The 24,304-nt window shown below is 65.6% G+C and carries 26 protein-coding genes; 12 read left to right on the top strand and 14 right to left on the bottom strand.

Annotated features, from left to right (window positions below; genetic code table 11):
* Positions 1–31: 31 nt before the first annotated feature.
* Positions 32–1,210: a pyrroloquinoline quinone biosynthesis protein PqqE gene (gene pqqE, locus ABNU97_RS02535; RefSeq protein ID WP_348765180.1), complete on the bottom strand. Its 1,179-nt coding sequence runs from the start codon at positions 1,208–1,210 to the stop codon at positions 32–34.
* 64 nt (positions 1,211–1,274) lie between these two features.
* Positions 1,275–1,352 carry a pyrroloquinoline quinone precursor peptide PqqA gene (pqqA, locus tag ABNU97_RS02530; protein WP_209059483.1) on the bottom strand — a complete coding sequence of 26 codons (78 nt, stop codon included), beginning with the start codon at positions 1,350–1,352 and terminating at the stop codon, positions 1,275–1,277.
* A 266-nt stretch (positions 1,353–1,618) separates the two neighbouring features.
* Here pqqA and ABNU97_RS02525 point away from each other — a divergent pair, with 266 nt between their 5' ends.
* Positions 1,619–3,043 (top strand): ATP-binding protein, encoded by a 1,425-nt coding sequence (locus ABNU97_RS02525; protein ID WP_348765179.1) that lies wholly within the window; start codon positions 1,619–1,621, stop codon positions 3,041–3,043.
* The gene (locus ABNU97_RS02520) at positions 3,043–4,416 is read left to right on the top strand and encodes a sigma-54 dependent transcriptional regulator (protein WP_348765178.1); all 1,374 of its coding nucleotides are present in this window, start codon (positions 3,043–3,045) and stop codon (positions 4,414–4,416) included. Before ABNU97_RS02525 ends, ABNU97_RS02520 begins: the two co-directional genes overlap by 1 nt.
* Before the next feature lie 9 nt (positions 4,417–4,425).
* Here ABNU97_RS02520 and ABNU97_RS02515 read toward each other — a convergent pair whose 3' ends face one another.
* From ABNU97_RS02515 to ABNU97_RS02505, 3 genes are all read right to left on the bottom strand, one after another.
* Entirely contained in the window at positions 4,426–5,085 is a 660-nt protein-coding gene (locus ABNU97_RS02515; protein ID WP_348765177.1) for a hypothetical protein, read from the bottom strand.
* A gap of 75 nt (positions 5,086–5,160) precedes the next feature.
* Positions 5,161–5,808, bottom strand: a complete 648-nt coding sequence (locus tag ABNU97_RS02510; RefSeq protein WP_348765176.1) for a hypothetical protein — start codon at positions 5,806–5,808, stop codon at positions 5,161–5,163.
* 177 nt (positions 5,809–5,985) lie between these two features.
* A complete protein-coding gene (locus ABNU97_RS02505; protein ID WP_348765175.1) occupies positions 5,986–6,648 on the bottom strand; it encodes a response regulator in 663 nt (220 codons plus the stop codon).
* Between the two features lie 416 nt (positions 6,649–7,064).
* Between ABNU97_RS02505 and ABNU97_RS02500 the strand changes: the two genes are divergently transcribed.
* The 6 genes from ABNU97_RS02500 to ABNU97_RS02475 all read left to right on the top strand — a co-directional run bounded on the left by ABNU97_RS02500 (position 7,065) and on the right by ABNU97_RS02475 (position 11,626).
* Positions 7,065–8,009, top strand: coding sequence for an NADP-dependent oxidoreductase (locus ABNU97_RS02500; protein ID WP_348765174.1), 945 nt, complete (start codon positions 7,065–7,067; stop codon positions 8,007–8,009).
* Between the two features lie 99 nt (positions 8,010–8,108).
* On the top strand, positions 8,109–8,996 hold the full coding sequence (locus ABNU97_RS02495; RefSeq protein WP_348765173.1) for a LysR family transcriptional regulator: 888 nt from the start codon (positions 8,109–8,111) through the stop codon (positions 8,994–8,996).
* Positions 8,997–9,092: 96 nt separating this feature from the next.
* Positions 9,093–9,965 carry an SDR family NAD(P)-dependent oxidoreductase gene (locus ABNU97_RS02490; RefSeq protein WP_348765172.1) on the top strand — a complete coding sequence of 291 codons (873 nt, stop codon included), beginning with the start codon at positions 9,093–9,095 and terminating at the stop codon, positions 9,963–9,965.
* A gap of 79 nt (positions 9,966–10,044) precedes the next feature.
* On the top strand, positions 10,045–10,587 hold the full coding sequence (locus tag ABNU97_RS02485; protein WP_348765171.1) for an XRE family transcriptional regulator: 543 nt from the start codon (positions 10,045–10,047) through the stop codon (positions 10,585–10,587).
* Positions 10,584–11,279, top strand: a complete 696-nt coding sequence (locus ABNU97_RS02480; RefSeq protein ID WP_348765170.1) for an AzlC family ABC transporter permease — start codon at positions 10,584–10,586, stop codon at positions 11,277–11,279. Before ABNU97_RS02485 ends, ABNU97_RS02480 begins: the two co-directional genes overlap by 4 nt.
* Complete coding sequence (locus tag ABNU97_RS02475) at positions 11,276–11,626, top strand: AzlD domain-containing protein (protein ID WP_348765169.1); 351 nt, start codon at positions 11,276–11,278, stop codon at positions 11,624–11,626. Before ABNU97_RS02480 ends, ABNU97_RS02475 begins: the two co-directional genes overlap by 4 nt.
* Before the next feature lie 28 nt (positions 11,627–11,654).
* Here the strand turns inward: ABNU97_RS02475 and ABNU97_RS02470 are convergent, their stop codons facing one another.
* From ABNU97_RS02470 to ABNU97_RS02455, 4 genes are all read right to left on the bottom strand, one after another.
* A complete protein-coding gene (locus tag ABNU97_RS02470) occupies positions 11,655–12,686 on the bottom strand; it encodes a ketoacyl-ACP synthase III (RefSeq protein WP_348765168.1) in 1,032 nt (343 codons plus the stop codon).
* A gap of 274 nt (positions 12,687–12,960) precedes the next feature.
* Complete coding sequence (locus ABNU97_RS02465) at positions 12,961–14,085, bottom strand: FAD-dependent oxidoreductase (protein ID WP_348765167.1); 1,125 nt, start codon at positions 14,083–14,085, stop codon at positions 12,961–12,963.
* Positions 14,082–14,513 carry a rhodanese-like domain-containing protein gene (locus ABNU97_RS02460; protein ID WP_348765166.1) on the bottom strand — a complete coding sequence of 144 codons (432 nt, stop codon included), beginning with the start codon at positions 14,511–14,513 and terminating at the stop codon, positions 14,082–14,084. Before ABNU97_RS02460 ends, ABNU97_RS02465 begins: the two co-directional genes overlap by 4 nt.
* Before the next feature lie 193 nt (positions 14,514–14,706).
* Entirely contained in the window at positions 14,707–15,858 is a 1,152-nt protein-coding gene (locus tag ABNU97_RS02455; protein ID WP_348765165.1) for an MFS transporter, read from the bottom strand.
* Between the two features lie 109 nt (positions 15,859–15,967).
* Here ABNU97_RS02455 and ABNU97_RS02450 point away from each other — a divergent pair, with 109 nt between their 5' ends.
* From ABNU97_RS02450 to fhuB, 4 genes are all read left to right on the top strand, one after another.
* Entirely contained in the window at positions 15,968–16,723 is a 756-nt protein-coding gene (locus tag ABNU97_RS02450) for an IclR family transcriptional regulator (RefSeq protein WP_348765164.1), read from the top strand.
* 199 nt (positions 16,724–16,922) lie between these two features.
* Complete coding sequence (locus ABNU97_RS02445; protein WP_348765163.1) at positions 16,923–17,690, top strand: ATP-binding cassette domain-containing protein; 768 nt, start codon at positions 16,923–16,925, stop codon at positions 17,688–17,690.
* Between the two features lie 26 nt (positions 17,691–17,716).
* Positions 17,717–18,616 (top strand): iron-siderophore ABC transporter substrate-binding protein, encoded by a 900-nt coding sequence (locus ABNU97_RS02440; RefSeq protein ID WP_348765162.1) that lies wholly within the window; start codon positions 17,717–17,719, stop codon positions 18,614–18,616.
* Positions 18,613–20,577 carry a Fe(3+)-hydroxamate ABC transporter permease FhuB gene (gene fhuB, locus ABNU97_RS02435; protein ID WP_348765161.1) on the top strand — a complete coding sequence of 655 codons (1,965 nt, stop codon included), beginning with the start codon at positions 18,613–18,615 and terminating at the stop codon, positions 20,575–20,577. Before ABNU97_RS02440 ends, fhuB begins: the two co-directional genes overlap by 4 nt.
* A 211-nt stretch (positions 20,578–20,788) precedes the next feature.
* On the opposite strand, the gene ABNU97_RS02430 is transcribed toward fhuB, so the two are convergent.
* From ABNU97_RS02430 to ABNU97_RS02410, 5 genes are all read right to left on the bottom strand, one after another.
* The gene (locus ABNU97_RS02430) at positions 20,789–21,523 is read right to left on the bottom strand and encodes an SDR family oxidoreductase (protein WP_348765160.1); all 735 of its coding nucleotides are present in this window, start codon (positions 21,521–21,523) and stop codon (positions 20,789–20,791) included.
* Positions 21,524–21,547: 24 nt separating this feature from the next.
* The gene (locus tag ABNU97_RS02425; protein WP_348765159.1) at positions 21,548–21,958 is read right to left on the bottom strand and encodes an ester cyclase; all 411 of its coding nucleotides are present in this window, start codon (positions 21,956–21,958) and stop codon (positions 21,548–21,550) included.
* Positions 21,959–21,975: 17 nt separating this feature from the next.
* Positions 21,976–22,749, bottom strand: a complete 774-nt coding sequence (locus ABNU97_RS02420) for an MBL fold metallo-hydrolase (protein ID WP_348765158.1) — start codon at positions 22,747–22,749, stop codon at positions 21,976–21,978.
* A 68-nt stretch (positions 22,750–22,817) separates the two neighbouring features.
* Positions 22,818–23,396 (bottom strand): TetR/AcrR family transcriptional regulator, encoded by a 579-nt coding sequence (locus ABNU97_RS02415; protein WP_348765157.1) that lies wholly within the window; start codon positions 23,394–23,396, stop codon positions 22,818–22,820.
* An 83-nt stretch (positions 23,397–23,479) separates the two neighbouring features.
* Positions 23,480–24,274: an SDR family oxidoreductase gene (locus tag ABNU97_RS02410; protein WP_348765197.1), complete on the bottom strand. Its 795-nt coding sequence runs from the start codon at positions 24,272–24,274 to the stop codon at positions 23,480–23,482.
* Positions 24,275–24,304 lie beyond the last annotated feature (30 nt).

The following is a 24,304-nucleotide window of genomic DNA, read 5'->3' as shown; positions in this document are numbered from 1 at the left end:
GGCGGCAGCGGTTTGATTCGCGCCTAGCAGTTTACGGCCCCTCGCGTGCCAGCCGTGACCCGTGCAGCCGCTTGGAATTCTTCGGATTGCGAAACACGATCGGCTGGGCGGTGGGCGCTTCGACAGGCTGTGCGTTCGCGCGCTCGACGGCGTCGGTCACGAGATGATGCTGGGGTGATTTCGCACAGACCGGGTCGGTGGCGTACATGTCGCCGGTGAGCATATAGGCCTGGCAGCGGCAGCCGCCGAAGTCCTTGGTTTTTTCCGAGCAGCTGCGACAGGGTTCCTTCATCCAGTCGTAGCCGCGGAAATGATTGAAGGCGGGGGATTCGCCCCAGATCCAGTCGATGTCGTGATCGACCACGTTCGGGAATTCCAGGCCGGGTAGCTGGCGCGCGGCATGGCAGGGCAGGGCCACGCCGTCCGGAGCGATGGTGAGAAAGATATCGCCCCAGCCGCTCATGCAGGCCTTGGGCCGGTCTTCGTAGTAGTCCGGCACGACGAAATACAGCTTCATCGCGCCGCCACGCTCGCGGTATGCAGTCGTCACGCGTTCGGCATGGGCGAGCTGTTCGCGGGTGGGCATGAGCGCGTCGCGGTTATGCCAGGCCCAGCCGTAGTACTGGGTGTTGGCCAGTTCTACATAGTCGGCGTCGAGCGCTTCGGCCATGGCGATGATTTCTTCGATATCGTCGATGTTCTTTCGGTGCAGCACGATGTTGAGCACCATCGGGTAGCCGTGGCGTTTGATCGCACGGGCCATGTCCTTCTTCTTCTCGAAGCTGTCGCTGCCGCCGAGAAAGTTGTTCATCTCGGCGTTGCTGGCCTGAAAGCTGATCTGGATATGATCCAGCCCGGCCTCGGCGAGGCGTGCCACACGGGCGTCGTCCATGCCGATGCCCGACGTAATGAGATTGCTGTAGTAGCCGAGCTGCCGTGCTTCGGCCACGATTTCTTCGAGATCCTTGCGTACCAGCGGTTCGCCGCCGGATAGCCCGAGCTGGGCCGCGCCCATCTGGCGCGCCTGGCGCAGCACCTTCTTCCAGTCCTCGGTCGATATTTCATGCCCGATCTGCGCCATTTCGGTCGGATTACTGCAGTAGGGACACTGCAGCGGGCAGGCATAGGTCAGCTCGGCCAGCAGCCAGAGCGGCCGGGCCGGCGTTTCGCCGTCGTGGCGGGTGGGCAGCGTGGGCTGGATGGCGCTCATAATTGACTCGATGCGCACGAGAAAGGGGGCCGCGAAGCCCCCTTTGTCGTACGTGACAGCCGGTTTAGCGGTTGTTCACGTACATCGTGATTTCAAAGCCCAGACGCAGGTCGTGGGCCTTCGGGGTCGTCCACTGTTTCATTCCGATCTCCTTGGTTTTATCGGTAACTGGCAACCGTGATCGATGCATCGACCATGCCAGCCACGAAGCGTGGGTTGGTCCGTCAAGCAGTTGGGCACCAAGGCCTTTTTCAACCGCCAACGCAGCGCGTCGGCGGTGGCCGATCGTTGGCCAGAATGGCCAGTATTGGCTACTCGGGATGGCCAATACTGGCCGCCAGGCCGGCCATGCAGGGCGTGGTGCCTCGGGCATTTCGGGGATACGCCCGCGACGGCTAGACTCGCGGAATGATTCTGCGTCCTGCCGATTCGCTCAAGCGCCTGATCCAGCGCTATCAACTCGCGCTGCTGCTGGTATTGATGGCGGCCGCGGGTTTTGGCGCGCTATGGGCGAGCTTCTGGCAGGCGGGCTATCAGCGCTCGCTGCGCTCCAACGAACTGCTGATCGAAGCCCAGGCGGTACGCGGCGACCTGTATCGTCAGATCAAGACGGTCGACGCCTATGCAAGCGAGGGGCCGAGCGACGACTACTGGCAACGGCTGTATCGCATCGACGAGCATTTCTACCGGATGCGCCAGGTCGCAGATACCCCGGCAGAACAGGCCAGCATCGCCCGTATGGAAGCCGCCTACGGCCTCATTCTTGCCGCCATGAATCGGGTGGTGACCACCCCGGACAGCGACGCGAATCAGGCCGCCTTCGATACCTGGCAGACCGGCGATTTCGAAAGCGCTTACAGCCGTCTTACGCAGCAGGTCGCAGCGCGCCGCGATGCCCTGGCCGAGCGCATGGGCTTGTGGAACCGCATGGCCCCATGGCTGGCCTGGCTGCCGCTGCTGTTCGGTATTGCGCTCGCGCTCTGGCTCAACCGCCGGTTCGTGCGTGAATTCCTGCGTCCGCTCGAACGGCTGGTGGCGGGCACCGGCGAAATTGCCCAGGGGCGGCTGGATTATCGGCTGCGTCCACAGGGGGTGGCCGAGGTTCGGCATCTGGCCGACACGCTCAATGCCATGGCGGCCGAGCTCGACCACAAGCGCCAGGCGCTGGTCGAGCGCGAGCGCGAAGCGGCGCTCGGCGCGCTCGTACCCGTTATTGCCCACAATATCCGCAACCCGCTGGCCGGTATTCGTGCCAACGCGCAGATGCTGGATCGCCAGGCCACGGCCGACGAGATCGAGGAAACCGGCGCCGACATCATGGACGCGGCCGACCGCCTGGAACGCTGGCTCGGCGCGCTACTGTCCTATCTGCATCCGCTCGATCTCGAGCGTAGGCCGTGCCAGCTGGATACCATCGTCGACGGTGCGATTGCCGCTCTCGGCGGTCGACTGGCCGCTGCCGATATCGCGCTGGAGCGCGAGCGTGCGCCGGTCGCGGTGAACGCCGACGCGCCGCTGCTGGAACAGGCGCTGCACGGCCTGCTGGCGAATGCGCTCGAAGCATCGCCGCCGCAGTCGCGCATCGTGGTGGCCACGGCGGTCACCGACGACGGCGCAGCACAGCTGGATATCGTGGATGCCGGCCCGGGCATGGCCCTAGTGCCCGACCTGCGTTCGAGCGCGCCGTTACCCACCACCAAGCGCCGTGGCACCGGTCTGGGTATTCCCTTCGCCTACAAGGTCATCCAGGCCCATGGCGGTATGCTGGAATACCTCTCGGCGCCGGGTGGTGGCACGCGCGTGCGTGTGAATTTGCCTGCGAGTAAAGCCTGATGAACGCGCCCCACATCCTGTTGTTGGAAGACGAGGGCGCGCTGGCCCGTGCGCTGGACCGGCGTCTGCGCCGCGACGGCTATACCGTGGCGGTGTGCGAGAACATCGCCAATGCCAAACTGGCCGCGCGTCGCCGGCCGCCCGATCTGGCGGTGCTGGATCTGCGCCTGCCCGACGGCTACGGGCTGGATTTTCTCGACTGGCTGCGCGGCGAAATTCCGGACATACCGGCGCTGGTGATGACCGCCTACGGCGAGCTCGACGATGCCATCGCCGCCATGCGCCTGGGCGCGGTGGACTTTCTCAAGAAGCCGCTCGATCTGGACGCCCTGCATCGCGTGGTCGCCGATGCGCTGGCGCGCGAAACCCCGGGCACGCGCTCGGCCCGCGACACCCCGACCGATAGCGCGCCGGACACGGCGCTGATCGGCAACAGCGCAGCCATGCGCGAGCTGTATGCCCAGCTCGATCGGATCGCGGCCCTGGGCACCGGCGAGGCACCGCCGAACGTGCTGCTCACCGGCGAAACCGGCACCGGCAAGGATCGTGTCGCGCGTCTGTTGCATGCGCGCTCGGCGCGCGGCGCGCACCCGTTCGTGCAGGTGGACTGTGCCGCCCTGCCGCAGGATCTGGTCGAAGCCGAGCTGTTCGGCCACGAAAAAGGGGCCTTCACCAACGCACATCGCGCCCGGCGCGGCCTGCTTGCCGCTGCCGGCGAGGGCACCGCCTTTCTCAACGAAATTGGCGAGCTGCCCTTGTCGCTACAGGCCAAGCTGCTTACCGCGCTTGAAGCACGCACCGTGCGCGAGATCGGCGGCGATACCGAGCGCGCCATCGGCGCCTGGTTCGTGGCCGCGACCAACCGCGATCTGGCCGCGATGATGGCCGCCGGCGACTTTCGCCAGGATCTCTACTACCGGCTCAACGTGCTTACGTTGCACCTGCCGCCGCTGCGCGAACGCGGCGACGACGTGCTGGCCCTGGCCGAACACTTCGTTGCGCGGACCGCCGAACGCTACGGCCGGCCGGTGCCCGATATCGACGCCCCCGCGCGTGCGGTGATACGGGCATATGCCTGGCCGGGCAACGTGCGCGAACTGCGCCACGTCATCGAGCGCGCCGTGCTCGTGCATGCCGAGCACGTGGTGGAAGTCGCGCACCTGCAGTTGCCGATGCCCGCGAACGCGGACGGGCCGGGGCTCGGTACCGGGCCGGACGAGGCCACGCCCACGCTGGCCGATAGCGAACGCCATCTCATCGAACGCACCCTGGCCGAAACCCGCCACAACATCTCGGCCGCTGCCCGTCGGCTGGGCCTGAGCCGGGGGGCGCTGCGTTATCGGCTCGAAAAATACGGGCTGACCGGCGATTGAAGCGATGCCTCAGCCATGCGCGGTGTCGAGCTGTTGTTCCAGCCAGTGCTGCAACCTGTGGCGCGCGCGGCGTCGGGTCATGCGCTTGGTGCTGATGGCGACCGGGCTCATCAGCTGGTTGTCGTCGCCGCGCACCAGGAACTTGCGTTGCGCGCCGATCACGCCGCCTTCCGGGCCGTAGCTTGCGATCACGGTGACCTTGAAGTTGCGCACCGACAGACTGCGCAGCGGCTGGCTTTCGTCGGCGCTCAAGTCTTTGTGCCGTTTCGCGGTCTGGCGCAGCAGCGAACGAAAGGTCCCCAGGTTCATCTGCTCGCCTACGCGCAGCGGCCCCTGGCGGGTGACTTCGCGCGGATGGTTCTCGCTATCGCGCGGCTGGGCTTCGTCGAAGTCGGTGATGGCCTCGGTGTATTCGTTTTCCTGCGTGTTGTGCCGTGCACGGATCGTCATCGTGATGCTGTGGATATAGATCGGCTCCTGACTCATGTTGCTGATCAGGCAAACCGAATCCACCTGCTGGCCCCAGCCCTGGTTGATCAGGATGCGCGCCTGGCGTTGCCGCCGAAAGCCCGAATAAAGCAGATGCGCATAGAAAAGCCATACCGCCAGCGTGCCGACGCTGGCAAAGAAGGACAGGGCCTGGGCGTTGTTATTGATCCATTCCCACATGGTCGCGTCGGATGTTGCCGGGTGGTGGTTGCCGGGCGTGGATGCAGCCGGCGGCGTGTTGCGGATCGCCGGTGGTCAGGTCGGGGGCTCTGCGCCGCGGTTTTCGGTCATGGTCTGTAAGCGCTGGCGCAGCAAGCGCACATCGCGGCGCGATGTGCGCAGGCGGGTGCCCTTCGGGTCGGGCCGTATCTGGCCGTTGTCTGAATCCACGAAGAACCGGTGGGCGGCGCCGATCATCTGTTCGTATGGCCCGGCGGTGATCACCGCCGTAATCGAGAACGACTCGAGCCGTTGCCAGAGTTCGGCGTCATCGTCGGCTTGGAGCAGGCCGGCCTTGCGCGCCGCCTCGGCCACCAGCCATCGAAACGGCCCGAGTACCAGTTGCTGGCTCGACCCCACCGGGCCCTGGCCGATGTCCTCGGCGCTGTAGCTTCGCGGCTGTGCCTGCCATTCCTTTTCCACCGGCGCGGTGTGGTGACCGCCGTCGCTTTCATGAAGATCGACGAACACGCCGCGCAGGAAAACGAACTCCTTGCCCATATTGCTCAACAGGCAGGTCGAATCCAGGCCGCTGCCGTTGCCCTGGGTGATGAACAGCCGTGTCTTCTGCTGGCGGCTCTGGTTCGCGGACAGAATCTGGCCGTAGACCGTCCATACGATCAGGGTGGCCGCCGTAGCGATCACGGTCAGTGCGGCGGCATTGTCACTGATGAGTTGCCACATCGCAGCGCTCCGTGGCGCTAAATGGATGCGCAATATAGGCCGCGCAAACCAGGGCGGTATATCGTGACGATCCGGTGGGCAAATGTACGGGTAGCGTAGCGCCAGGGCGCGGTGCTAATCGCCCGGCCGGCTCGAAAAACCGGCCGGGCATGGCATGGTGCGTCGCGGTGGCCAGCGCTATGGCCGGCAGCCCCGCGCGCCATCCGCGTGGGCGGCGTCCGGCGGTTGCGGCCGGTCGCCGGGCTGGGCCAGACAAACGATCTTGGTCAGCGTGGCCACCGAGGCGATATCCAGCTTGGCCATGATGTTGGCGCGGTGGCTCTCGGCCGTGCGCTTGCTGATGCCGAGCGTGACCGCCACCTGACGTGTGGTCAGGCCGTCGGCCAGTGCCCCCGCGATTTCGGCCTCTCTCGGGGTGAGCCGTTCGAGCTGGCGGGCATAGGCCTGACCGGCCTCGTGCTGCCCACGTTGGCGTGTGCCCCGGCGCAGGCAGCATTCGATTTCGGCGAGCAGCTGCTCGGCACGCGCGGGTTTGGTCAGAAACCCGGAGGCACCGAGCTGCATGGCCTCGACCGCTAGTCGGATCGTGGCATAGCCGGTGATGAACACCGTCCTGACACCCAGCCCCGCGGCGCTGATCTTGCGCTGCAGTTGCAGGCCGTCCATGCCGGGCAGGCGCATATCCACGAGCGCACAGCCCGCGTCGATGCGCGGCGCGTGGCTCAAGAATCGTTCCGCGCTACGAAAGCAGCGCACCGCGTAGCCGGCATCGCTGGCCAGGCATTTCAGGGATTCGCGTATCGCGTCGTCATCTTCTACGACATAAATGGTCTCTTTCACTTATTTGCTCCTGGGCGATTCTTGCGTTTTGCGTTATTGACGGGAGCCCAGGCCTTGTATGAGCAGGCGTGCCTTGACCTGCAAGGGGCGCATGCCCCGGTCCGTTGGATTGCGATGAATGATGAAACGGCAGCGGCTGTCCGGACATACAGCCATGCCGTGACCCGTCTATCTACGACCGTTCGCCAGCATTTCAAGAGTTCATTTATCGCGCCCGATCGCAGGAAGCGCTCGGCGCAGCAGGCGCTACAGCGCAACGACGAACAGGCCGAGCTAGAAACGCGAAATGCGCCGAAGCCCGCGATACCGCGTCGGCACGAGCCTTGCGGGCGCGGCCCGCTGACGCAGGGGTGAGGGCGGCGGGTGCGGTGCGATATATTTGTATCATCCAGCCATTATGTTGAAGTCTGTCCCCGATGAACGTCGTTGCCTTTGAAGAGTTCGGCCCCGCGCATAATCTCGTGCTGGCCGAACGCCCCATGCCTGTCTGTGCGCCGGACGAGGTGCTGATCAAGACTGCTGCCGTGAGCGTGAACCCGGTGGATGTCAAAACCCGCCAGGGCGAAGCGCTGGCCTCCCAGCTTGACCACGCGCTGCCGCTGATCCTGGGCTGGGACGTGGCCGGCGAGGTCGTGGCCGTCGGCGATAACGTCAAGCACCTGAACGAAGGCGATGCCGTATTCGGCATGATTCGCTTTCCCCTGCCGCCCAATGGCTATGCGCAGTACGTCACTGCGCCGGCGGACGAACTCGCTGTCATTCCGGCCGGTGTGTCCTGGGAGGCCGCCGCGGCGAGCACGCTGGCTGCACTCACCGCCTGGCAGGCGTTCACCCATTTCGGCGAGCTCAAGGCCGGCGATCGGGTGCTGATTCATGCCGCCAGCGGCGGGGTGGGGCATTTCGCGGTGCAGATGGCCAAGCACATCGGCGCGTACGTCATCGCCACCTCGTCGGCGAAAAACAAGGCATTCGTCGAATCGCTGGGGGCCGACGAACATATCGACTACAAGGCGGAACGTTTCGAAGACGTAACCGGCGATATCGATTTCTGTCTGGAAACCCAGGGCGGCGCCCAGTTCCAGCGTTCGGTGAGCGTCATGCGCGATGGCGGCACGATCATCAATCTGCCGTCCGGGCTGGTCGAAAGCGATCGCGAGGCCGCCGAGGCCAAGGGGCTGGTCGTGAACTATTTCATGCATGTGTTCCCCAGCGGCGAGCACATGCACGAGATCGCTGCGATGCTGGGCGAGGGTACGCTGGTGCCGCATATTTCCGAACGCTATGCGCTCGAAGACACGGCCGCCGCCCACGAACATATCGAAAGCGGGCGTACCGTCGGCAAGGTGGTGATTACGCTGTAACGCATCCGTGGCCGATCCGTGGCGACCGTATCGCGCTCGATCGGACGCGCCCCCGCGCGTGTAGGCTGATGCGTTCGAGGCCGGTGCGTGGATAGTGGGATGATCGAATTACGTCAGCTGCGCCAGTTCGTGGCGGTGGCCGAAGAGCTGCATTTTCATCGCGCGGCGAGGCGGCTGAACATGTCCCAGCCGCCGTTGAGCGCGGCTATCAAACGCATCGAGGACGAGGTCGGCGAAGCGCTCGTCGTACGCGGCCAGCGCGAAAACCTCCTGACCGCGGCCGGTGCGGCATTTGCCGAACAGGCACGACAAACGCTGGCCGCGGCGGAGCGCTGCGTGCCGGCGGCCCGCGCGGCCGCAGCCGGTCAGACCGGGCGGCTGCGTATCGGCTATGTCGGCAGTGCGATGTACGGGCGTCTGCCGGCTGCGGTACGGGCATTTCGGCGTGCCTGGCCGCAGGTGCGGGTGGACCTGATCGAAGAAACCACTGCCGGCCAGATTCGAGCCCTGCACGAGCAGGCCCTGGACCTGGCCGTGGTACTGCCGCCGCTGGCCGATGACCGCCACCTCATACTGCAAGCCTTCGATCGCGACCGGCTGGCCATCGCGGTGCCGGCGGAACATCCGCTGGCAGGCAAAGCCGATCTTTCGGTCGCCGACCTCGCCACCGAGGCGTTCGTATTCTGGCCCGGGCATGAAGGCCGCGGCTTTTTTCGGCGTGCCTTCGATCTGTGTCATGCGGCCGGTTTCGAGCCGGACATCGTCCAGGAAGCCCGCCAGATTCACGGCGTGATCGCGCTGGTCGCGGCCGAAGCCGGCGTGGCCATCGCGCCGGCGAGCATGGCCTCGGTACGCAGCAACGAAGTGCATTACCGCGTTCTCGACGGCGATCCGGCGGCCGTGTTCGAGCTGGCCGTGGCCCGGCGTGGCGACTGCGATTCGCCGGTGGTGAGCAACTTCCTGCACGGCGTGCAACAGCCGCGCTGATACGTGCGAAGTATCGCCGAGCCGCCTCAAAGGTATTAGCCGGCGGCGCGGGCGGTGCCTAATCTTGCCGGCTCATTTTTCGCCCACGAGAGCCCCATGCTTGATTTCAATAAACGTATCGCCCTGATCACCGGCGCCGGGCGCGGTATCGGCCTGGCCTATGCCCGGGCGCTGGCGGCCCGCGGCGCCCACGTGGTGGTACACGACGGCGGCACCCGCAACGACGGCAGCGGCCGCGACGACACGGTGGCCGAACACGCCGCCGAAGATATTCGCCAGGCGGGGTATTCGGCCGAGGCCGCCAGCGACGACATCGAAACCCGCGCCGGCTGTCGGCAGCTGGTCGAACGTATCGTCGCCGAGCACGGGGGGCTGGATATCCTGATCCACAATGCCGGCTGGGTGGGCTACGAGGCCATAGACGCGCTTACGCCGGCTTTTCTCGAGCGGGCCATGGCTATTCATCTGAACGCGCCCGCCTGGCTTGCCCAGGCAGCCTGGCCGGCGATGGTCGAACAGGGGTATGGCCGTATTCTGCTTACCACCTCCGACCGTGCGCTTTATCCCCAGTATGCCCAGCCGGGTCTTGCGGCCTATGCGGCCACGAAGATGGCGGCGGTCGGCCTGATGAATGCGCTGGCACTGGAGGGCGCGGCGCACGATATTCGCGTGAACGCGATTTCGCCGGTCGCCAAGACCCGTATGTGGGGCGTGACCGAGCAGCCGACCGAGCTCACCCCGGACAGCGTCGCCCCCGGCGCGGTGTTTCTGGTCAGCGAGGCCTGTGGCGACAGCGGCTGGGTTCTGCGTGCCAGCAACGGCCAGTTCCATGCCGTGCGCGCCCAGGAGGCCGCGGGCGTCGACTACCCCCGCGATATCCGCGGGGTGGCCGCCGATAGCGCCGAAAGTCTCGCAGCACGCTGGGCCGAGGTGGCGCCCCTGTGCGCGGAATATCGCGCGACCGGCTGAGCCGCGTCGGCGGACGGGTTTTGCGGGGCGATACCTAATTCCAATACAATGGAAATCCGCTCCATGGCCATTCTCAACGATGGATAGCGCCACCCCGCAGGATTTGCACCGTGCGTTCGCAGAGCGTATCAAGTCGTTTCGCACCGCCCGCGGCATCACCCTGGTCGGCCTGTCGGCGCTGACCGGTATCGGCAAGTCCACGCTGTCGAATCTGGAGCGCGGCCAGGGCAACCCCACCATCGAGACGATATGGCAGCTCGCCCAGGTGCTGGACGTCGGCTACGGGGAGCTGGTGGGGCATGCCGCGCCGCAGGCGTCGGTGGCCGCCGGGGTTTCGGTGGCGCTCGTCGATCGCGAAGACGCCGAGCGCAGGATCGAGACGTTTCGCATGCGCTTCGAAGCCGGCGCCTGTCGGCCGGCCGATGCCCATGCCGCCGGCGTGCGCGAGCACGTGTTGGTGCTGCGGGGCAGCCTGACGGTGGCCACGCCGGCCGGTCGGGCGCTGCTGCGGGCGGGCGATGCCTGGACATTCGCGGCCGATCAAACCCATCGCTACGAAGCGGGCAGCGCCGGCGCGGCCGCACTCGTATCGGTCGTCTATCCCAGCGTGCGGCCAGCATGAGCCGGCGGCGTGGTCTGCTGCGTGGCCTGCAGTCGGCGGGGCCGATCTGTCTGGGCTATATCCCGGTGGCCATCACCTTCGGCGCCGCGGCCACGAGCTTTGGCTATCCCGTCTATGTGCCGCTGCTGTTCTCGGCCGCGATCTTTGCCGGCGGCAGCCAGTTCATCCTGCTGGCCGCGCTGCACGACGCCACGCCCTGGCCGTATGTGGTGGCCCTGTGTGCGCTGGTCGATTCGCGGCATATCGTCTACGGCGCGTTTCTGCGCCGCATATTCCCGACGCGCCTTTCGGCGCGCTTACCCCTGGCCATGGGCCTGACCGACGAGGTGTTCGCTACCGCGCTTACGCGGCGCGATGCCGCGCCGGGCCGGCAACTCACCGCCTGGCTCGCCGGTCTGGCCGCGGCGGCTTATCTATCCTGGGTCGCGGGTACGGCATTGGGGGCCGTATTGGGCGCGGTGCTCAGCCATGCGGCGCCGGCGCTCACCCAGGCGCTGGATTTTGCCTTGCCAGCGCTGTTTCTGGCCCTGGCGCTGGACAACCTCGACCGCGAGACGGCCGCGCCGCTATTGGCCGCTGCGGTGGCCGCGCTAGCTGCAATCTGGGTCGGCAATATCGTGCTGGCCCTGGCGGCCGGCGTGGCCGCCGCGACGGCTGTTGCGGTATGGCGTCGTCGCGCGGCGGCGGCATGAACGACGCGTCGCTGTTCATTGCTATCGCTGGCATGGCGGGGGTGACCGCGTTCAGTCGTGTTCTGCCGTTCTTGTTGTCGCCCCGCAGCCGGCTGCTCAAGCTGCTCGCGGGCGATCACCCGGCGATACGGATCGCAGGTCCGGCGTTGCTGGTGGCCCTGGCCGTGGCGAGCCTGGCCAGGCCGGTGATCGAAAGTCCGACGCGGCCGACGCTGCTGAGCTACGGCATCGGCGCGGTGGCGACCGCCCTGGTTCTACGCTGGCGCCAAAGCGTGGGCCTGGCCGTGGTGGCGGGAATCGTTGCCTTCGGGCTCGCCGGGCCGGCCACGCGCTGGCTTTTGTCCTAGAGCCGCACGCGGCCCGGCCGTGCGTGAATCAGGCAGCGGCGAAGTCGTCGGGCAGGCGTACGAGCGTGGCGCCCCAGGACAGCCCGACCCCGAAGCCGACCAGCAGCAGCAAGGCGCCGGGTTTGATCTGGCCCCTGGCCGCGCCGCGCTTGATGGCGATCGGAATGCTGCAGGACACGGTGTTGCCGATGTCTTCCATGCAGACCACGAAGCGCTCGGCCGGCAGGTCCAGCTTCTTGCGGATGCCTTCGAGCACGGTGGCACTGGCCTGGTGAGGCACCATGGCATCGATGTCGTCCAGGCTCACGCCGGCTTTGGCGCACAGGGCATCGATGGCCTTGGGCACTTCGCGCAGGGTGAACTCGATCACCGCGCGCCCGTTCATGTAGATGTTGTGATCGCTGCGGGTATTGCCGTGGCGGTCGGTGTATTCCTCCACCGGGCGGTCGATCGCGCGGTTGCGCAGGCCGCTGTTGGGCACGATCAGATCCTGGGCGCCGGAGCCGTCGGTGCCGTAGACGAACGGGCCGATCGCCTCGGCGCCGTCACCGGCGCTCATGAGCGTGGCCGCGGCAGCATCGCCAAACAGCGCGCGCACGCTCTTGTCGCCGGGATTGACGAACTTGCTGTAGGTATCGGCGGTGACCAGAAGCAGCTTCTTTGCCTGGCCGGTTTCGATCAAGGCCTTGGCCACGCCCAGCGCATAGATATAGCCGGAACAGCCGAGATTGATATCCAGCGCGCCGATATGCGTACCCAGGCCCAGCCGTTGTTGCACGAGACAGGCGGTGGTCGGGGCGAGATAGTCCGGCGTCTGGGTGCAGAAAATCAGATAGTCGATATCGGCCACGTCGGTGCCGGTACGCTCGATCAGCGCCTCGGCGGCGATCACGCCGAAGTCCGAGGCGCATTCCTCGTCGGAGGCGACATGACGCGCGCGGATGCCGGTCTTTTCGGCGATCTTTTCCAGCGGCCAGTTGGGGAAACGCGCCGCGATTTCCTCGATCGACTCGGTGCGCGCCGGCAGCATGTACTCGATGGCATCGATCACGGCAGCCATCAGCGACGGCCTCGGCGGTGGTTGAGGGCTCGATAGGGCAAGGTATCTCTCCCGACGACAGCGGCAATCACGAGTCTATGCATAACACAGGCGCCGACGCGCAAAACGCTCAATATCGGCGTCCGTACGGTGCGCGTCAATGCACGTACGCGAGCGTATGCTGCGCTTGGGTGCGAGCAATGCCGCCAATGCGCAGGTCGCGGGCGCGTGCGGAGCCCGGCAATAGCCGGCGTGACGCGGCGCAGCATGCGGGGCTGCTGCGCCCGGTGCCGGCTTAGCTCACCCGATAGCTTTCGATGAAGCGACGGTCGAGCCAGTGCTTGAGCCACACGCTGGTCCGGCCCAGCCACCACCGTTGTCCACGCGTGGCCAGGCCGGTGCCGTCGCCGAGGTCGAGGATCGATAGCCACTTCGATTGGGGGTCGTAGCGGTCGAGCGTCTGGCCCCGCAGGCTGGCCCGCAGGTTGGCCAGCAGCACCGGCGCCTGGCGAACGCCGAAAACGCCGAGGCGCGCCAGCGCATGGCCATGAATATGCGCACAGTCGCCCACCGCGAATACCCGCGGATCGTCGACGCTGCGCAATGTATCGTCCACCACCAGGCCGTCGTCGAAGGCGAGGTCGAGGTTGGCCAGCCAGGGCGGTGCGACCAGCCCGGTTGCGACGACGACATGCGCGGCGGCAATACGTTGGCCGTCGTCGCAGATCAGTTCGCCGTCGCAGCGTTCGGTTACGCGCCGGTTGTACTGAATCTCGATACCGAGTGCGGTCAGTTTTTCGGCCAGCCGCTTGCGTGCGCCTGCCGGTAGCGACGGGGCGAGGGTCGCGCCACCTTGCAGCAAGCGAATGGCGGGGCGCGCCGGCGCGGGTGCATGACGACGGGCGAGCGCAGCGATATTGGCGGCCACTTCGCAGCCGGTGGGGCCGCCGCCGATGACCGCGACCGGCGGTGCCTCGCCGGCGGCGAACGCCTGGCTCAGGGCGGTGCGCAGGCCCTCGAGATTGGCGATGGGCTTGACCGGCCAGCAGTTCGTATCGGCCGTACAGCCGCTGATCGTGTCCTGCGCCACGCCGCTGCCCACGTTGAACGACAGCCAGTCGTAGTCGAGTGCCTGCCCGTCGGCGAGGTGCACACGCCGCTGTGCGCGCTCGACCGACGCCACCTGCCCGGCCACGAAGGCGCCGCCGTGGTTTTCGACAACCGCGCGCGGGTCGATCTGATCGTCTTCGGCATCAAACCGGCCGCCGAGCATGCCGGTGGCCCGACCGGAGTACCAGAAGATGCCCGGGTCGATGAGCGTGACCTCGGCGCCGGCCTTGGCCAGCGCATCCGCATGGGCGGCTACATGCAGATGGGCATGGCCGGCGCCTACGAGTACGACCCGTGTCGAGGGGCTCACGCCGGCGTATCGCGATCCGGATGTTCCACCGGATACCCGGCCGCGCGCCAGTCGCCATAGCCGGCCTCGAGTACTTTCACGTCGCGATAGCCGTTGGCGGCCAGCGCGGCCGCACCGCGCGCAGCACGGATGCCGGCGGCACAATAGGTCACCACCGGCGTATCGTGGGTGACCGAGATCTGCGGCTGGGCTTCCAGCGTATCGATCGGGTGGTGCACCGCGCCCGCGATATGGCCCTGCGACCATTCCCCCGGCTCACGCACGTCGATGAAGCGCGCACCCGCCTGGTGGGCTTCAAAGGCGGCGTTGAGATCGAGCACGTCAACCGGCGTATCGGGCGCCGCTGCGTTCGCCCGGCCTGCGGGGGCCGTCGATGTGCTGCTTTGTTCCTGGCCGAACCAGCGACGCAAGCTGTCGATAATCGTCATAGGCGCTGTTTGCCTTCTTGTATGGCCTGCCCAGCCCGGTCGGCCGTCTCAAAGCGAAGGCGCGTCGAACCGGTCAAGCCAGGTTGGAAATGGCTGAACGTTGGCAAGGATGCGCCTCCCACGCGTATGCGGTCGAGTCTATCGGCCGGTTTAAAGCGCCCGGCTCGGCCGGGGACGGGCCGTGCTGCTCGTTTCAGCGCGTGGCGCCGGAGGTCACCAGACCGCGGGCCACGCCGATCGACCCCGCTACCACAACGCTGGCCGCGCCTGCGATACACAGCGCCACTGTCGGCGGGCCGGGAATGAAGTCCGAGAACGATGCCAGGAATTGCCCCAGGAAGATCGCGACCGAGAGATAGGACAGGTTGCGGCCGCGCACCTCGGCTGCGCTGCCTTCTACGGTCATGTGATTGACCAGCGGCACCGACAAACCGAAGCCGGTGCCCATGGCGATACAGCACAGCAGCAGCCAGGCGGTGCTGCTCACCCAAGCGAATAGCCCATGCGCGACAGCGAAGAATAGAAAGGCCACGGCCAGCGTGGCGAAGCCGCCCAGCCTGCTCACCACGCGCGGCATGACGAAGGCGGCGCCCACCGCGACCAACGAAATGAACGACAGGAAATACCCGGTTTGCGGTTCGCTATAACCCAGGGCATGCAAATGGATGGGCAGCTTGACCACCGCGAAGAAGAATATCGTCATCGCCGCCAGCGCGAGCAGGTAGACGGTTTTGAGCGTGGCCGACAGACGGCGGGCCTGCGCGGTGGGCCGTGGGTTATCGCGGGCCGCGGGTGGGCTTGGCACGCAGCATAGAACCATCCCCAGCATCAGCCAGGCGAACAGATAGAGCACAAACGGCCAGCGCCAGCCCAGGCTCGCCAGCTGGCCGCCGAGGGCGATGAAGATCACGCCGCCCAGTTCGATGGTCATGCCCTGGCGGGCGATCATGGTGAGCCGGTCCGGGCCGCTGTAGAACGCCGATATCAGCGCCGTGCCCGAGGTCATGACCAGCGCGGTCGCCGCGCCCAGCAACAGCCGGTTGGCGAATACCAGCCACATCCCGTGCAGGGCCACGGCGGCCACACCCAACAGCCCGTAGGCGAACAGCCCGGCACACAGCATGCGATAGGCCCCCAACCGATCGATCAGATGCCCGGCCACGGGCCCGAACAGCACCACGCCCAGCGCCGGCAGGGTGACCAGCCAGCTCGCCGCCGAGGCCACGCCCAGATTCTGCGCGATGCTCGGCAACCCGGGCACCACCACGCAGCCCACCATGATCGTGAGGCAGGCTACGGCAAGCAGGCTGAAGGCCGCGACGGGACCGGGTTTTTGCGCACTCATTTAACCACCTATCGGATACAATGACCGATAGACGGATATGTTAGGCCTGACACGCGGCGCGTCAAGCGGCAGAATCCCCGCATCCGCCTACCGCGCGTATCGTGTGCCCATGACAGAAGTACAGCAGTCCTCGAACGGCCAGGTCATCGCTCGTGCTGCCCAGATCCTGGCCGCTCTGGAAGCGGCCTCGGAGGGTCGTACCGTTTCCGAACTGGCGCGCACCACCGGCTTGCCGCGAACCACCGTGCACCGTCTGGCCAGCGCCTTGCTCGACCAGCAGCTGCTGGTCGAGGGCGAACGCGGGCTTCGGCTCGGCCCGGCGATTGCCCGGCTGGCCACGGCAGCGCATACCGATATGGTGGCCGTGGCACGCCCGCATATCGAAGCCCTCGGCCGGCGCACCCGCGAAACCGTCGACCTGTGTCTGGATCGCGGCACGCATGCCATTTCGGTGGATCAGTACGTCTCCGATCGTGAACTGCGGGTGGTGTCTCAGGTCGGCACCGCGTTTCCCATTCACTGCACCGCCCATGGCAAGGCCCTGCTGGCGGTACAGGACGAGGCACGGCTGGCGAGCGTGCTCGGCGAGACCTTGCAACCCTGTACGGCGGCCTCGCACACGCGCCTGACCACGTTGCAGGCGGAATTAGGCACGGTCCGGCGCACCGGCATTGCGGTGGATCGCGAAGAACACGCCGACGGGGTCTGTGGCCTGGGGGTGTACATTCGCACCGGGCTGAGCGGTAACTACGCCGTTTCGCTGGCGGTACCGGCGCTACGCTTCGAGCCGCATTACGACGAGTTGGCCGTGGCACTGCGTAAATGCCGGGCCGAAATCGAGGCGGTCTTTCAGGGCGGCGGCTAAAACTCTGCGCCCACACGTTACGCCCGGGCGTCGCCGGCGCCCGGCTGGGCCGTAAAGCCCCGGCTGTCCTGGATAGTGCCGGGCGAGGGGCGACCAATGCCGCTTCATCTTTTTGATAAGCATTCGTATTTAGCTTATTCTCGGGCACCTGCCGAGTCACCGCGCGGCGTACGCATAGAGCCACGCTGCGGAGAAGGTCATGTTCGAACTCAACGCCGCACGCTTCGAGGTCAATGGACGCTGTCTTCTCGAAGCCACCGATCTGCGTTTCACGCAGGGCTTGGTCTATGGCCTGATCGGGCACAACGGTTCCGGCAAGTCCACGCTGCTCAAGCTGCTGGCCCGCCAGCAGAGCGCCAGCCGTGGCCAGGTGTCCTTGAACGGGCGCGCCGTGGGCGAGTGGGGCGATCGTGAATTCGCCCGCGAAGTGGCCTATCTGCCCCAGCAGTTGCCGGCCGCCACCAGCCTGACCGCGCGCGAACTGGTGTCGTTCGGGCGCTACCCCTGGCAGGGTCTGCTCGGACGCATGACCCGCGAAGACAAGCGCGCCGTGGCCCGGGCGATGGAAATCACCCGTATCGAGGGCATGGCCGATCGCATGGTGGATACCCTCTCCGGCGGCGAGCGCCAGCGCGTATGGCTGGCCATGCTGCTGGCCCAGGGCAGCCGCTTTCTACTGCTCGACGAGCCGCTCTCGGCGCTGGATATCGCCCATCAGGTGGATACGCTCGCGCTCATCCGCGAACTGGCCACCACGCTCGGCATTGGCGTGATCATCGTGCTGCACGACGTGAACATGGTCTCGCGCTACTGCGATCAGCTGGTGGCCCTGCGCGGCGGCAAGCTGCTGGCCCAGGGCGCGCCGCGCGAACTCATGTGCGATCAAACGCTCGAGGAAATTTACGGTGTGCGCATGCGCGTGATGGCGCACCCGGCCGACAACCACCCCATCGCCGTCGTCCAGTGAGGCGGCGGGCCGCTGCCGCCCGTGCCGTGCCGGCACGGCGCGCGATCTGCATAGGCTGGCTGCTCGGGCTGGCCTTGTTTTTTTGTGCCGTGCCCGGCTTTGCCCAGGCCGAAGATGCCCCGCGCGTGGCCGTCATCGACTGGGGCCAGGCCCAGACCCTGATCGCCATCGGCGCACCGCCGGTGGCCATGTCGCAGATTCCGGCCTACAACGAATGGGTGGCCGCGCCCGACGTGCCCGAGGGTGTGCGTGATCTGGGCCTGCGCGTGCAGCCGAACATGGAGCTGCTGTCGCAGCTGGATATCGATGTGATCACCATTACCTCCATGTATTCCGGCCTGCGCGAACGGCTGGCCCCTATCGCGCCGGTGAAGACGATCGATATCTACGACGGGCAGGGCGCTGTGTGGGAGCAAACCGTCGAATCCACCCGTCGCCTGGGCGCGCTGGTTGGCCGCGAGGCGGCCGCCGATGCGCTTATAAACGACACGCAGGCACGTATCGACGCCTGTGCGGCGCAGGTGCCCGAGCAGACCAAGCCGCTGCTGGTGGTGCAGTTCATGGATGCCCGGCATGTGCGTGTCTATACCCAAAACAGCCTGATCGGCAGCGTGCTCGAGCGCATGGGCATCGCCAACGCCTGGCAGGCCGGCGGCAACTACTGGGGCTTTGCCACGGTGCCGCTCGAACGGCTCGCCTCGATCGATAACGCCCGCATGGTGGTGGTCAAGCCGCTGCCCGTGGGCGTGGCCGAAGAGATCGACACCAGCGTGCTCTGGCATCACCTGCCGGCCGTGAACAATGCCCCGGTGCTCTACGTGCCGCCGGTATGGGGCTTCGGCGGGCTGCCCTCGGCCAGCCGCTTTGCCCGTGTTCTGGTAGACGCGCTGGGCGAGGACTGCAGCGCCGGCCGGGCCGGGTCATGACCACGCCCTGGGTCACACCGGCGCGTTTGTGTGCGGGCTTCGCGCTGCTGCTGGCGGTGCTGGCCGCCTGCGTGCTGCACCAGAACTCGGCAGTAGGCATTGCCGCCCTCTGGGCCGACGGCAACGATATCGCCGGCGTGCTGGCCCGCTACAACTGGCTACCGCGCGTGACCGCCGCACTCGTTGGCGGCGCCGGCCTGGCCCTGGCGGGCGTGCTGTTTCAACAGACCTTACGGAATCCCCTGGCGGCGCCCACCACGCTGGGCGTGGTCGGCGGCGTACATCTGGCCTTGCTTCTGGGCACGTTGTTCGCGCCGGCGCTGATGCTGCATGCACGCGGGCTGGTGGGCTTTGCCGGTGGTGCGGGCGCCATGGCGCTGGTGTTCGCGCTGGCCTGGCGGCGCAATCTTGCCCCCACGGTGGTGGTGCTGGCCGGGCTGGTGGTCAACCTCTATTTCGGCGCGCTCGCCGTGGTGCTGCTGCTGTTCAACGAAGAAGCGCTGCGCGGCATGATGATCTGGGGCGCGGGCTCGCTCGCCCAGAACAACTGGGACGGCGTGCTCTATCTGCTGCCGCGCCTGGCGATCGCCGGCGTGGCTGCGGTAGCCTTGTCACGCGCGCTCGCGCTGCTCGATCTCGACGATACCAACGCAAGAAATCTGGGTATCTCGCTGGCCTGGCTGCGGGCGGCAAGCCTGGGGCTGGGCGTGTTCGCCAGCGCCGTGGTGATCGTCGAACTGGGCATCGTCGGCTTCATCGGCCTGGCCGCACCGTCGATCGTGCGTCTGGCCGGCGCGCGCCGGCTGGCCAGCCGGCTTGTCTGGGCGCCGATATTCGGCGGGCTGCTGCTCGCGGTTACCGATCAGGTACTGGAACTGATCACGCTGAATTCGTCGATGCTCATCCCCACGGGGGCGACCACGGCCGCACTCGGCGCGCCGCTCCTGCTGTGGCTCATCCCGCGCCTCAATCTGGCACGCGAACCCGGCTCGCCGCCGTCGCCCGCGCCGCGCAGCCAGACGCCGGGCCGACTCGTTGCCGTCCTCGCCATTGGGCTGGTGGTGGCCGTCATCGTCGCGCTGTTCGTAGGCCAAGGCGCAGACGGCTGGGACTGGCCGTTCACCCGGCCCTGGGACGAAACCGGCCTGTGGCGTGTGCCCCGTGTGCTCGCCGCCGGCGCGGCCGGGGCGATGCTGGCCGTGGCCGGCACGGTCATCCAGCGTGTGTCCGGCAACGCCATGGCCAGCCCGGAAGTGCTCGGCATCAGTGCCGGCACCGGTCTCGGCGTGCTGGCAGTCGTGCTGCTCTTGCCCGGCGCCGGCGTGCCTGTGTTGTTGGGGGCCGGCATGCTCGGTGCGCTGGCATCGCTGGCCGTACTGGTCGGCCTCAACGCCCGCAGTGATTACGAACCCGAACGCGTGCTGCTTACCGGCATCAGCGTGCTGTTTCTGTTCGATGCCGTCTCCAAGATCGTGCTCGCCGGCGGCGACCCACGCACGCAGCAGCTATTGGCGTGGATTTCCGGCACCACCTACTACGTCGAACTGCCGCTGGCCGCGACCGTCGCCGTGCTCGGCCTCGTTCTGTTCGCCGTCGTCCGACCGCTACAGGTCTGGCTTGATCTGCTCCCGCTGGGCATGCCCACCGCCCGGTCACTGGGCGTCAACGTCGGTATCAGTCGGTTGCTGCTGCTGGTGCTGGTCGCGCTGCTCACCGCCGGCGCTACCCTGGTGGTCGGCCCGCTGAGCTTCATTGGCCTGCTGGCACCCAACCTCGTGCGCATCATGGGCCTGGCCCGTGCCCGCCACCAACTCGCCGGCGCGGCCGTTCTCGGCGCCCTGGTCATGGTCATGGCCGACTGGGTCGGCCGCATGCTGCTATTCCCCAGCGAAATCCCAGCCGGCATCGTCGCCACGCTCATCGGCGGCAGCTATTTCATGTGGCGGTTGCGGCGGCTTTAGGCAAGATTATTCGCGAATAAGGCCACATATGCGTTTGACTGCACCAGCATCTTCACATAGTCGACCTTGATGCCAACCGTCGTTCCCAGCTTCGCACGTCCCAGCGGGCGCCGTGCAGCGCGTAGATCGTTCCGCCATAAGGCCGCCGGAAATCATCTATGGCCGACTACCAGTTTGAACTGCGTTCTAAAAGCCGCGAGTACGCGCCCGGTTACGGAAAACTGAGCTGAGCCGTCCTCCCGCCATCGACGTTGTAAATCTGCCCGGTAATGAACGCAGCCTCATCAGCAGCGATAAAAGCCACCAGCGCCGCCACTTCTTCAGGGATTCCCGCGCGGCCCACAGGATGGATGCTGGCGATATTCCGCTCGAACGACGCTGGGTCGCCAGCGTTCTTGACAAGATCGGCGTTCAAGTCGGTGTTAATCCATCCGGGCGCCACGGCGTTGCAGCGTATGCCCTCGTGCCCGTGATCCACCGCCACGGCACGCGTCAACCCGTGAAGCCCAGCCTTGGCGGCGCAATAGGCTGCATGGTTGGGATTGGAAGCGAGGCCTTCGAGCGACCCTATGTTCACGATGTTGCCGCCGGTTTCGCGTAGAAACGGCAGCGCTGCGCGGATCAGCAGAAACGGTGCCGTCAGGTTGACGGTGAGGTTGCGCTGCCACGCCTCGGGCGACATATCTTCTATCGATGCTTCCTGCATCATGCCGGCGCTGTTGACGAGCACATCAAGGCGACCCGCCCGGTCGATGACACGAGCCACAACCTGCGCCGGCACTTGCGGATCCGAAAAGTCAGCCGGAATCGAATCGAATTCCTTGTCCGCGCCGCGCTGGGTGGTGAACACAGTAGCGCCTTCGTCACGCAAGCGGCGTGCGATGGCGCGACCGATGCCAGAGCGCCCGCCGGTGACCAGCGCCACCTTGCCTTCGAAGCGATTCATGCAACGACTCCCTCACGATCTTCGTTAATACGCGTTATCCAGCTGGCGATGTACGTCCGCTGAATCGAAATGCGCACGCTTCGTTCGGATCTTGCCGTCTTCGATCGTCAGCCACATCGCCAGGGAAAAGCGCACACGGTTGCCGGTGGGCTCGATGCCGTTAGCGTTACCGGTATGTAGGCCATCGAACAGCATGTATGCCGCCACTTGATCGCCTTCAGCCAGCAATTGTTGGATGGAAAATTCGAACGGCGAGAAAGAATCGAAGTTCTTCTTCTCCGAGCCGATGAAGCCGTCGACGCCGTGGATAGGTTCATCGACTTGCAGGTAGAACACGAAATCCTCGTGACAACAGCGTGCCGCCGCCTCGTAGTCTTCGCGGGCAATGGCGTTGTAGAAATCGCGAACGATCTGCTTGTTTTGGTCGGTGGACATGATCAAGGCTCCGCAGATTAGAACGAGTAGGCTTCGTCGTCGGCCGGAACGAGTACGCGATCGGTCATATCATGCGCCTGCACGTATTCGCGCAGTGCATTTCGGCTCAGCGCACAATGGTTGACGGCGTCGAGGTGGCTGGCCACGAGCGTCGCCTCCGGCATCGTTTCGTAGACTTTGGTCACATCGGTCGTACCCATGATGATCGACCCTAGCCCAGGCACCTGCGCATCCCCGGCATTGAGTACGATCACGTCAGGGGTGTGCCGCGCGAGATTGTCCTCGACGTGACGGTTCCAGACCGTATCGCCCGCCACATAAAGCGTGCGCGCCTCGTCCGGATGTTTGAATACCACGCCACAGACTTCGCCCAGAATCTCCGGGATCGCCGCGAGCGCTTCGTCACTGCCGTGTTGACCGGGTGTGCGAATGAGCGATACGCCGTTGAACTCGCTATTTTCAGTCAGCACGCGCACGTCCTCGAACCCCTGAGACGCAAGGAGTTCCGCGTCGGCCGCATGCTGGGCGAATACAGGCAAGTCCTTGGGCACATTGGCAATCGCGGCCTCATCCCAATGATCGTCGTGCGTATGGGTCACGATCACGGCGTCTACGTCCAGAATCTCTTCCATCGACGTCTGCAGCGGAATTCGCGGGTTACGCAGATGATCGTTCAGCGTGCCTTCGAAACCCGAATAGACTTCCGTATCGCCAAGGTAGGGGTCGAGCAAGAACTTCACCCCACCGATGTCGATACGCAGAGTGGCGTTACGGATCTGTTTCAGTTTCATGGCTATGACTCCTTTTAAGGACCGATCGGTCCAAATTGAACAAATAAAATATCGACGCGCTCTCTGACTCAATCGAGGATCGCTAACAACTCATCGAGTGCATGATTCAGTCGAGTTTGAGGACTACCCGCCCGGACCAACACCTGGAAACCGGGAAACGCGACAACCATGAGTTGTGCGATATTCCGCGCATCGCGCCGCGTGGCGATACTGCCAGCACGCTGCCCTCGTTCGATTGCTTCGGCCAGTGCGTCCTCGATCTTTTGAAAATCCTCATCAACCCGCGTGGCGATGGCCTCGTCGTGTGGTGCCAGCTCGACCGCCTGATTGATACTCATGCAACCATTGATGAATTCGGGCGCTTTCGCATCCGAGACGATCATGCGAAAGAACGTTGCAATCGACTCCTTTGCGTTGTCGCCTGCCAGCACCCGATCCATGTCACGCAGACGGTCCGCCCGGTAGCTGTCGAAAGCTTCCAGCAGGCACTCGTGCTTGCTGGCGAACGTGTTGTAGAAACTGCTCTTACTCAGGCCCGTCGCCCGCATAAGGTCCGTCATCGAAGTGGCTTCGTAGCCCTGGTGCCAAAAGACTTTGAGCGCTTGCTGGAGCACCTGCTTCCGATCAAATTGTTGCGGTCGAGGCACCGGCGACTGTCCTGCGGTGTGTACTAGCCGCCATTATGGACCATTTAGTCCAGAATGCCAAGTTCTTTTCGTGCGCGTAACGTTCATCGTGAATGAGCGTACGAACTCAAGCGATTGATGGCGCATGTCTCGCCGTCAAGCAACGCGACCGCTCGGGCACGCCGATTTTTGATCCACATGACGTGGTGTCGGCGCCACCCACGCTCGTGAATACGGCGATGGCTATTGAAAAGGCGTTGAGGCGGCGGCTCGTAGCGGCGGGCAAGAGCCGCCCATTGCCATTGTTCCTGCCAGGTTCGCAGATCGAGTTCGAACGTCCACGCCCGTCGATCCTGCTGATGCAGAAACCAGTACGAGGCGGCGATTCCTTTCAGATCGATCAACTGCTCGCAGGCCGCCTTTTTCGTGCCATCCGGCATGGCCTGATCCATCTTGTCGCCGTCGATCCCGCCGTCGATCACTACATGGCTGATATGGATACCGTCGCTCGCATGCTCTTTGGCCAGAGCCGCTGCGAGATTACCCAGCCCACCTTTGGCCGCATTGAAGGCACCGTAACCGGCGCGGCCCCGAAGCGAGGCGCTGGCACCCGTGAAGATCAGCGTGCGCGGTACACTCGAACGCTGTCCGGCCGCGCGCATGCGCCGTACCGTTTCGCGGCCGAACAGAAAACCACCGAGACAGATCGTACGCCAGCTCTGCTCGAAGTACGAAGCGGTCATATCGTGGATACGACCGGGCGTATTGTTGCCCACGTTATAGATGACGCAGGCGATATGGCCGCCGGCAGCTTCGACCGCATCGAACAAGTCGACGACACTCTGTTCGTCGGTGGCATCCGTAACACAGGCCGAAGCCTGCCCGTCTGCTGCTTTGATCGCAGCAACCGTGCGATCCAGTTTGGCCCG

This window comes from uncultured Salinisphaera sp. (assembly GCF_964012375.1).
Taxonomy (GTDB): domain Bacteria; phylum Pseudomonadota; class Gammaproteobacteria; order Nevskiales; family Salinisphaeraceae; genus Salinisphaera.
This window is presented reverse-complemented; position numbering and strand designations above follow the sequence as displayed.

Coding starts and splice junctions, on each gene's coding strand:
- ABNU97_RS02480 (WP_348765170.1), top strand. CDS start 10,584: ATGAGCCGGCGGCGTGGTCTGCTGCGTGGCCTGCAGTCGGCGGGGCCG.
- ABNU97_RS02460 (WP_348765166.1), bottom strand. CDS start 14,513: ATGACGATTATCGACAGCTTGCGTCGCTGGTTCGGCCAGGAACAAAGC.
- ABNU97_RS02420 (WP_348765158.1), bottom strand. CDS start 22,749: ATGAAACTGAAACAGATCCGTAACGCCACTCTGCGTATCGACATCGGT.
- ABNU97_RS02515 (WP_348765177.1), bottom strand. CDS start 5,085: ATGTGGGAATGGATCAATAACAACGCCCAGGCCCTGTCCTTCTTTGCC.
- ABNU97_RS02520 (WP_348765178.1), top strand. CDS start 3,043: ATGAACGCGCCCCACATCCTGTTGTTGGAAGACGAGGGCGCGCTGGCC.
- ABNU97_RS02450 (WP_348765164.1), top strand. CDS start 15,968: ATGACAGAAGTACAGCAGTCCTCGAACGGCCAGGTCATCGCTCGTGCT.
- ABNU97_RS02490 (WP_348765172.1), top strand. CDS start 9,093: ATGCTTGATTTCAATAAACGTATCGCCCTGATCACCGGCGCCGGGCGC.
- fhuB (WP_348765161.1), top strand. CDS start 18,613: ATGACCACGCCCTGGGTCACACCGGCGCGTTTGTGTGCGGGCTTCGCG.
- ABNU97_RS02430 (WP_348765160.1), bottom strand. CDS start 21,523: ATGAATCGCTTCGAAGGCAAGGTGGCGCTGGTCACCGGCGGGCGCTCT.
- ABNU97_RS02485 (WP_348765171.1), top strand. CDS start 10,045: ATGGATAGCGCCACCCCGCAGGATTTGCACCGTGCGTTCGCAGAGCGT.
- ABNU97_RS02455 (WP_348765165.1), bottom strand. CDS start 15,858: ATGAGTGCGCAAAAACCCGGTCCCGTCGCGGCCTTCAGCCTGCTTGCC.
- ABNU97_RS02525 (WP_348765179.1), top strand. CDS start 1,619: ATGATTCTGCGTCCTGCCGATTCGCTCAAGCGCCTGATCCAGCGCTAT.
- ABNU97_RS02475 (WP_348765169.1), top strand. CDS start 11,276: ATGAACGACGCGTCGCTGTTCATTGCTATCGCTGGCATGGCGGGGGTG.
- ABNU97_RS02425 (WP_348765159.1), bottom strand. CDS start 21,958: ATGTCCACCGACCAAAACAAGCAGATCGTTCGCGATTTCTACAACGCC.
- pqqE (WP_348765180.1), bottom strand. CDS start 1,210: ATGAGCGCCATCCAGCCCACGCTGCCCACCCGCCACGACGGCGAAACG.
- ABNU97_RS02500 (WP_348765174.1), top strand. CDS start 7,065: ATGAACGTCGTTGCCTTTGAAGAGTTCGGCCCCGCGCATAATCTCGTG.
- ABNU97_RS02470 (WP_348765168.1), bottom strand. CDS start 12,686: ATGGCTGCCGTGATCGATGCCATCGAGTACATGCTGCCGGCGCGCACC.
- ABNU97_RS02495 (WP_348765173.1), top strand. CDS start 8,109: ATGATCGAATTACGTCAGCTGCGCCAGTTCGTGGCGGTGGCCGAAGAG.
- ABNU97_RS02510 (WP_348765176.1), bottom strand. CDS start 5,808: ATGTGGCAACTCATCAGTGACAATGCCGCCGCACTGACCGTGATCGCT.
- ABNU97_RS02445 (WP_348765163.1), top strand. CDS start 16,923: ATGTTCGAACTCAACGCCGCACGCTTCGAGGTCAATGGACGCTGTCTT.
- pqqA (WP_209059483.1), bottom strand. CDS start 1,352: ATGAAACAGTGGACGACCCCGAAGGCCCACGACCTGCGTCTGGGCTTT.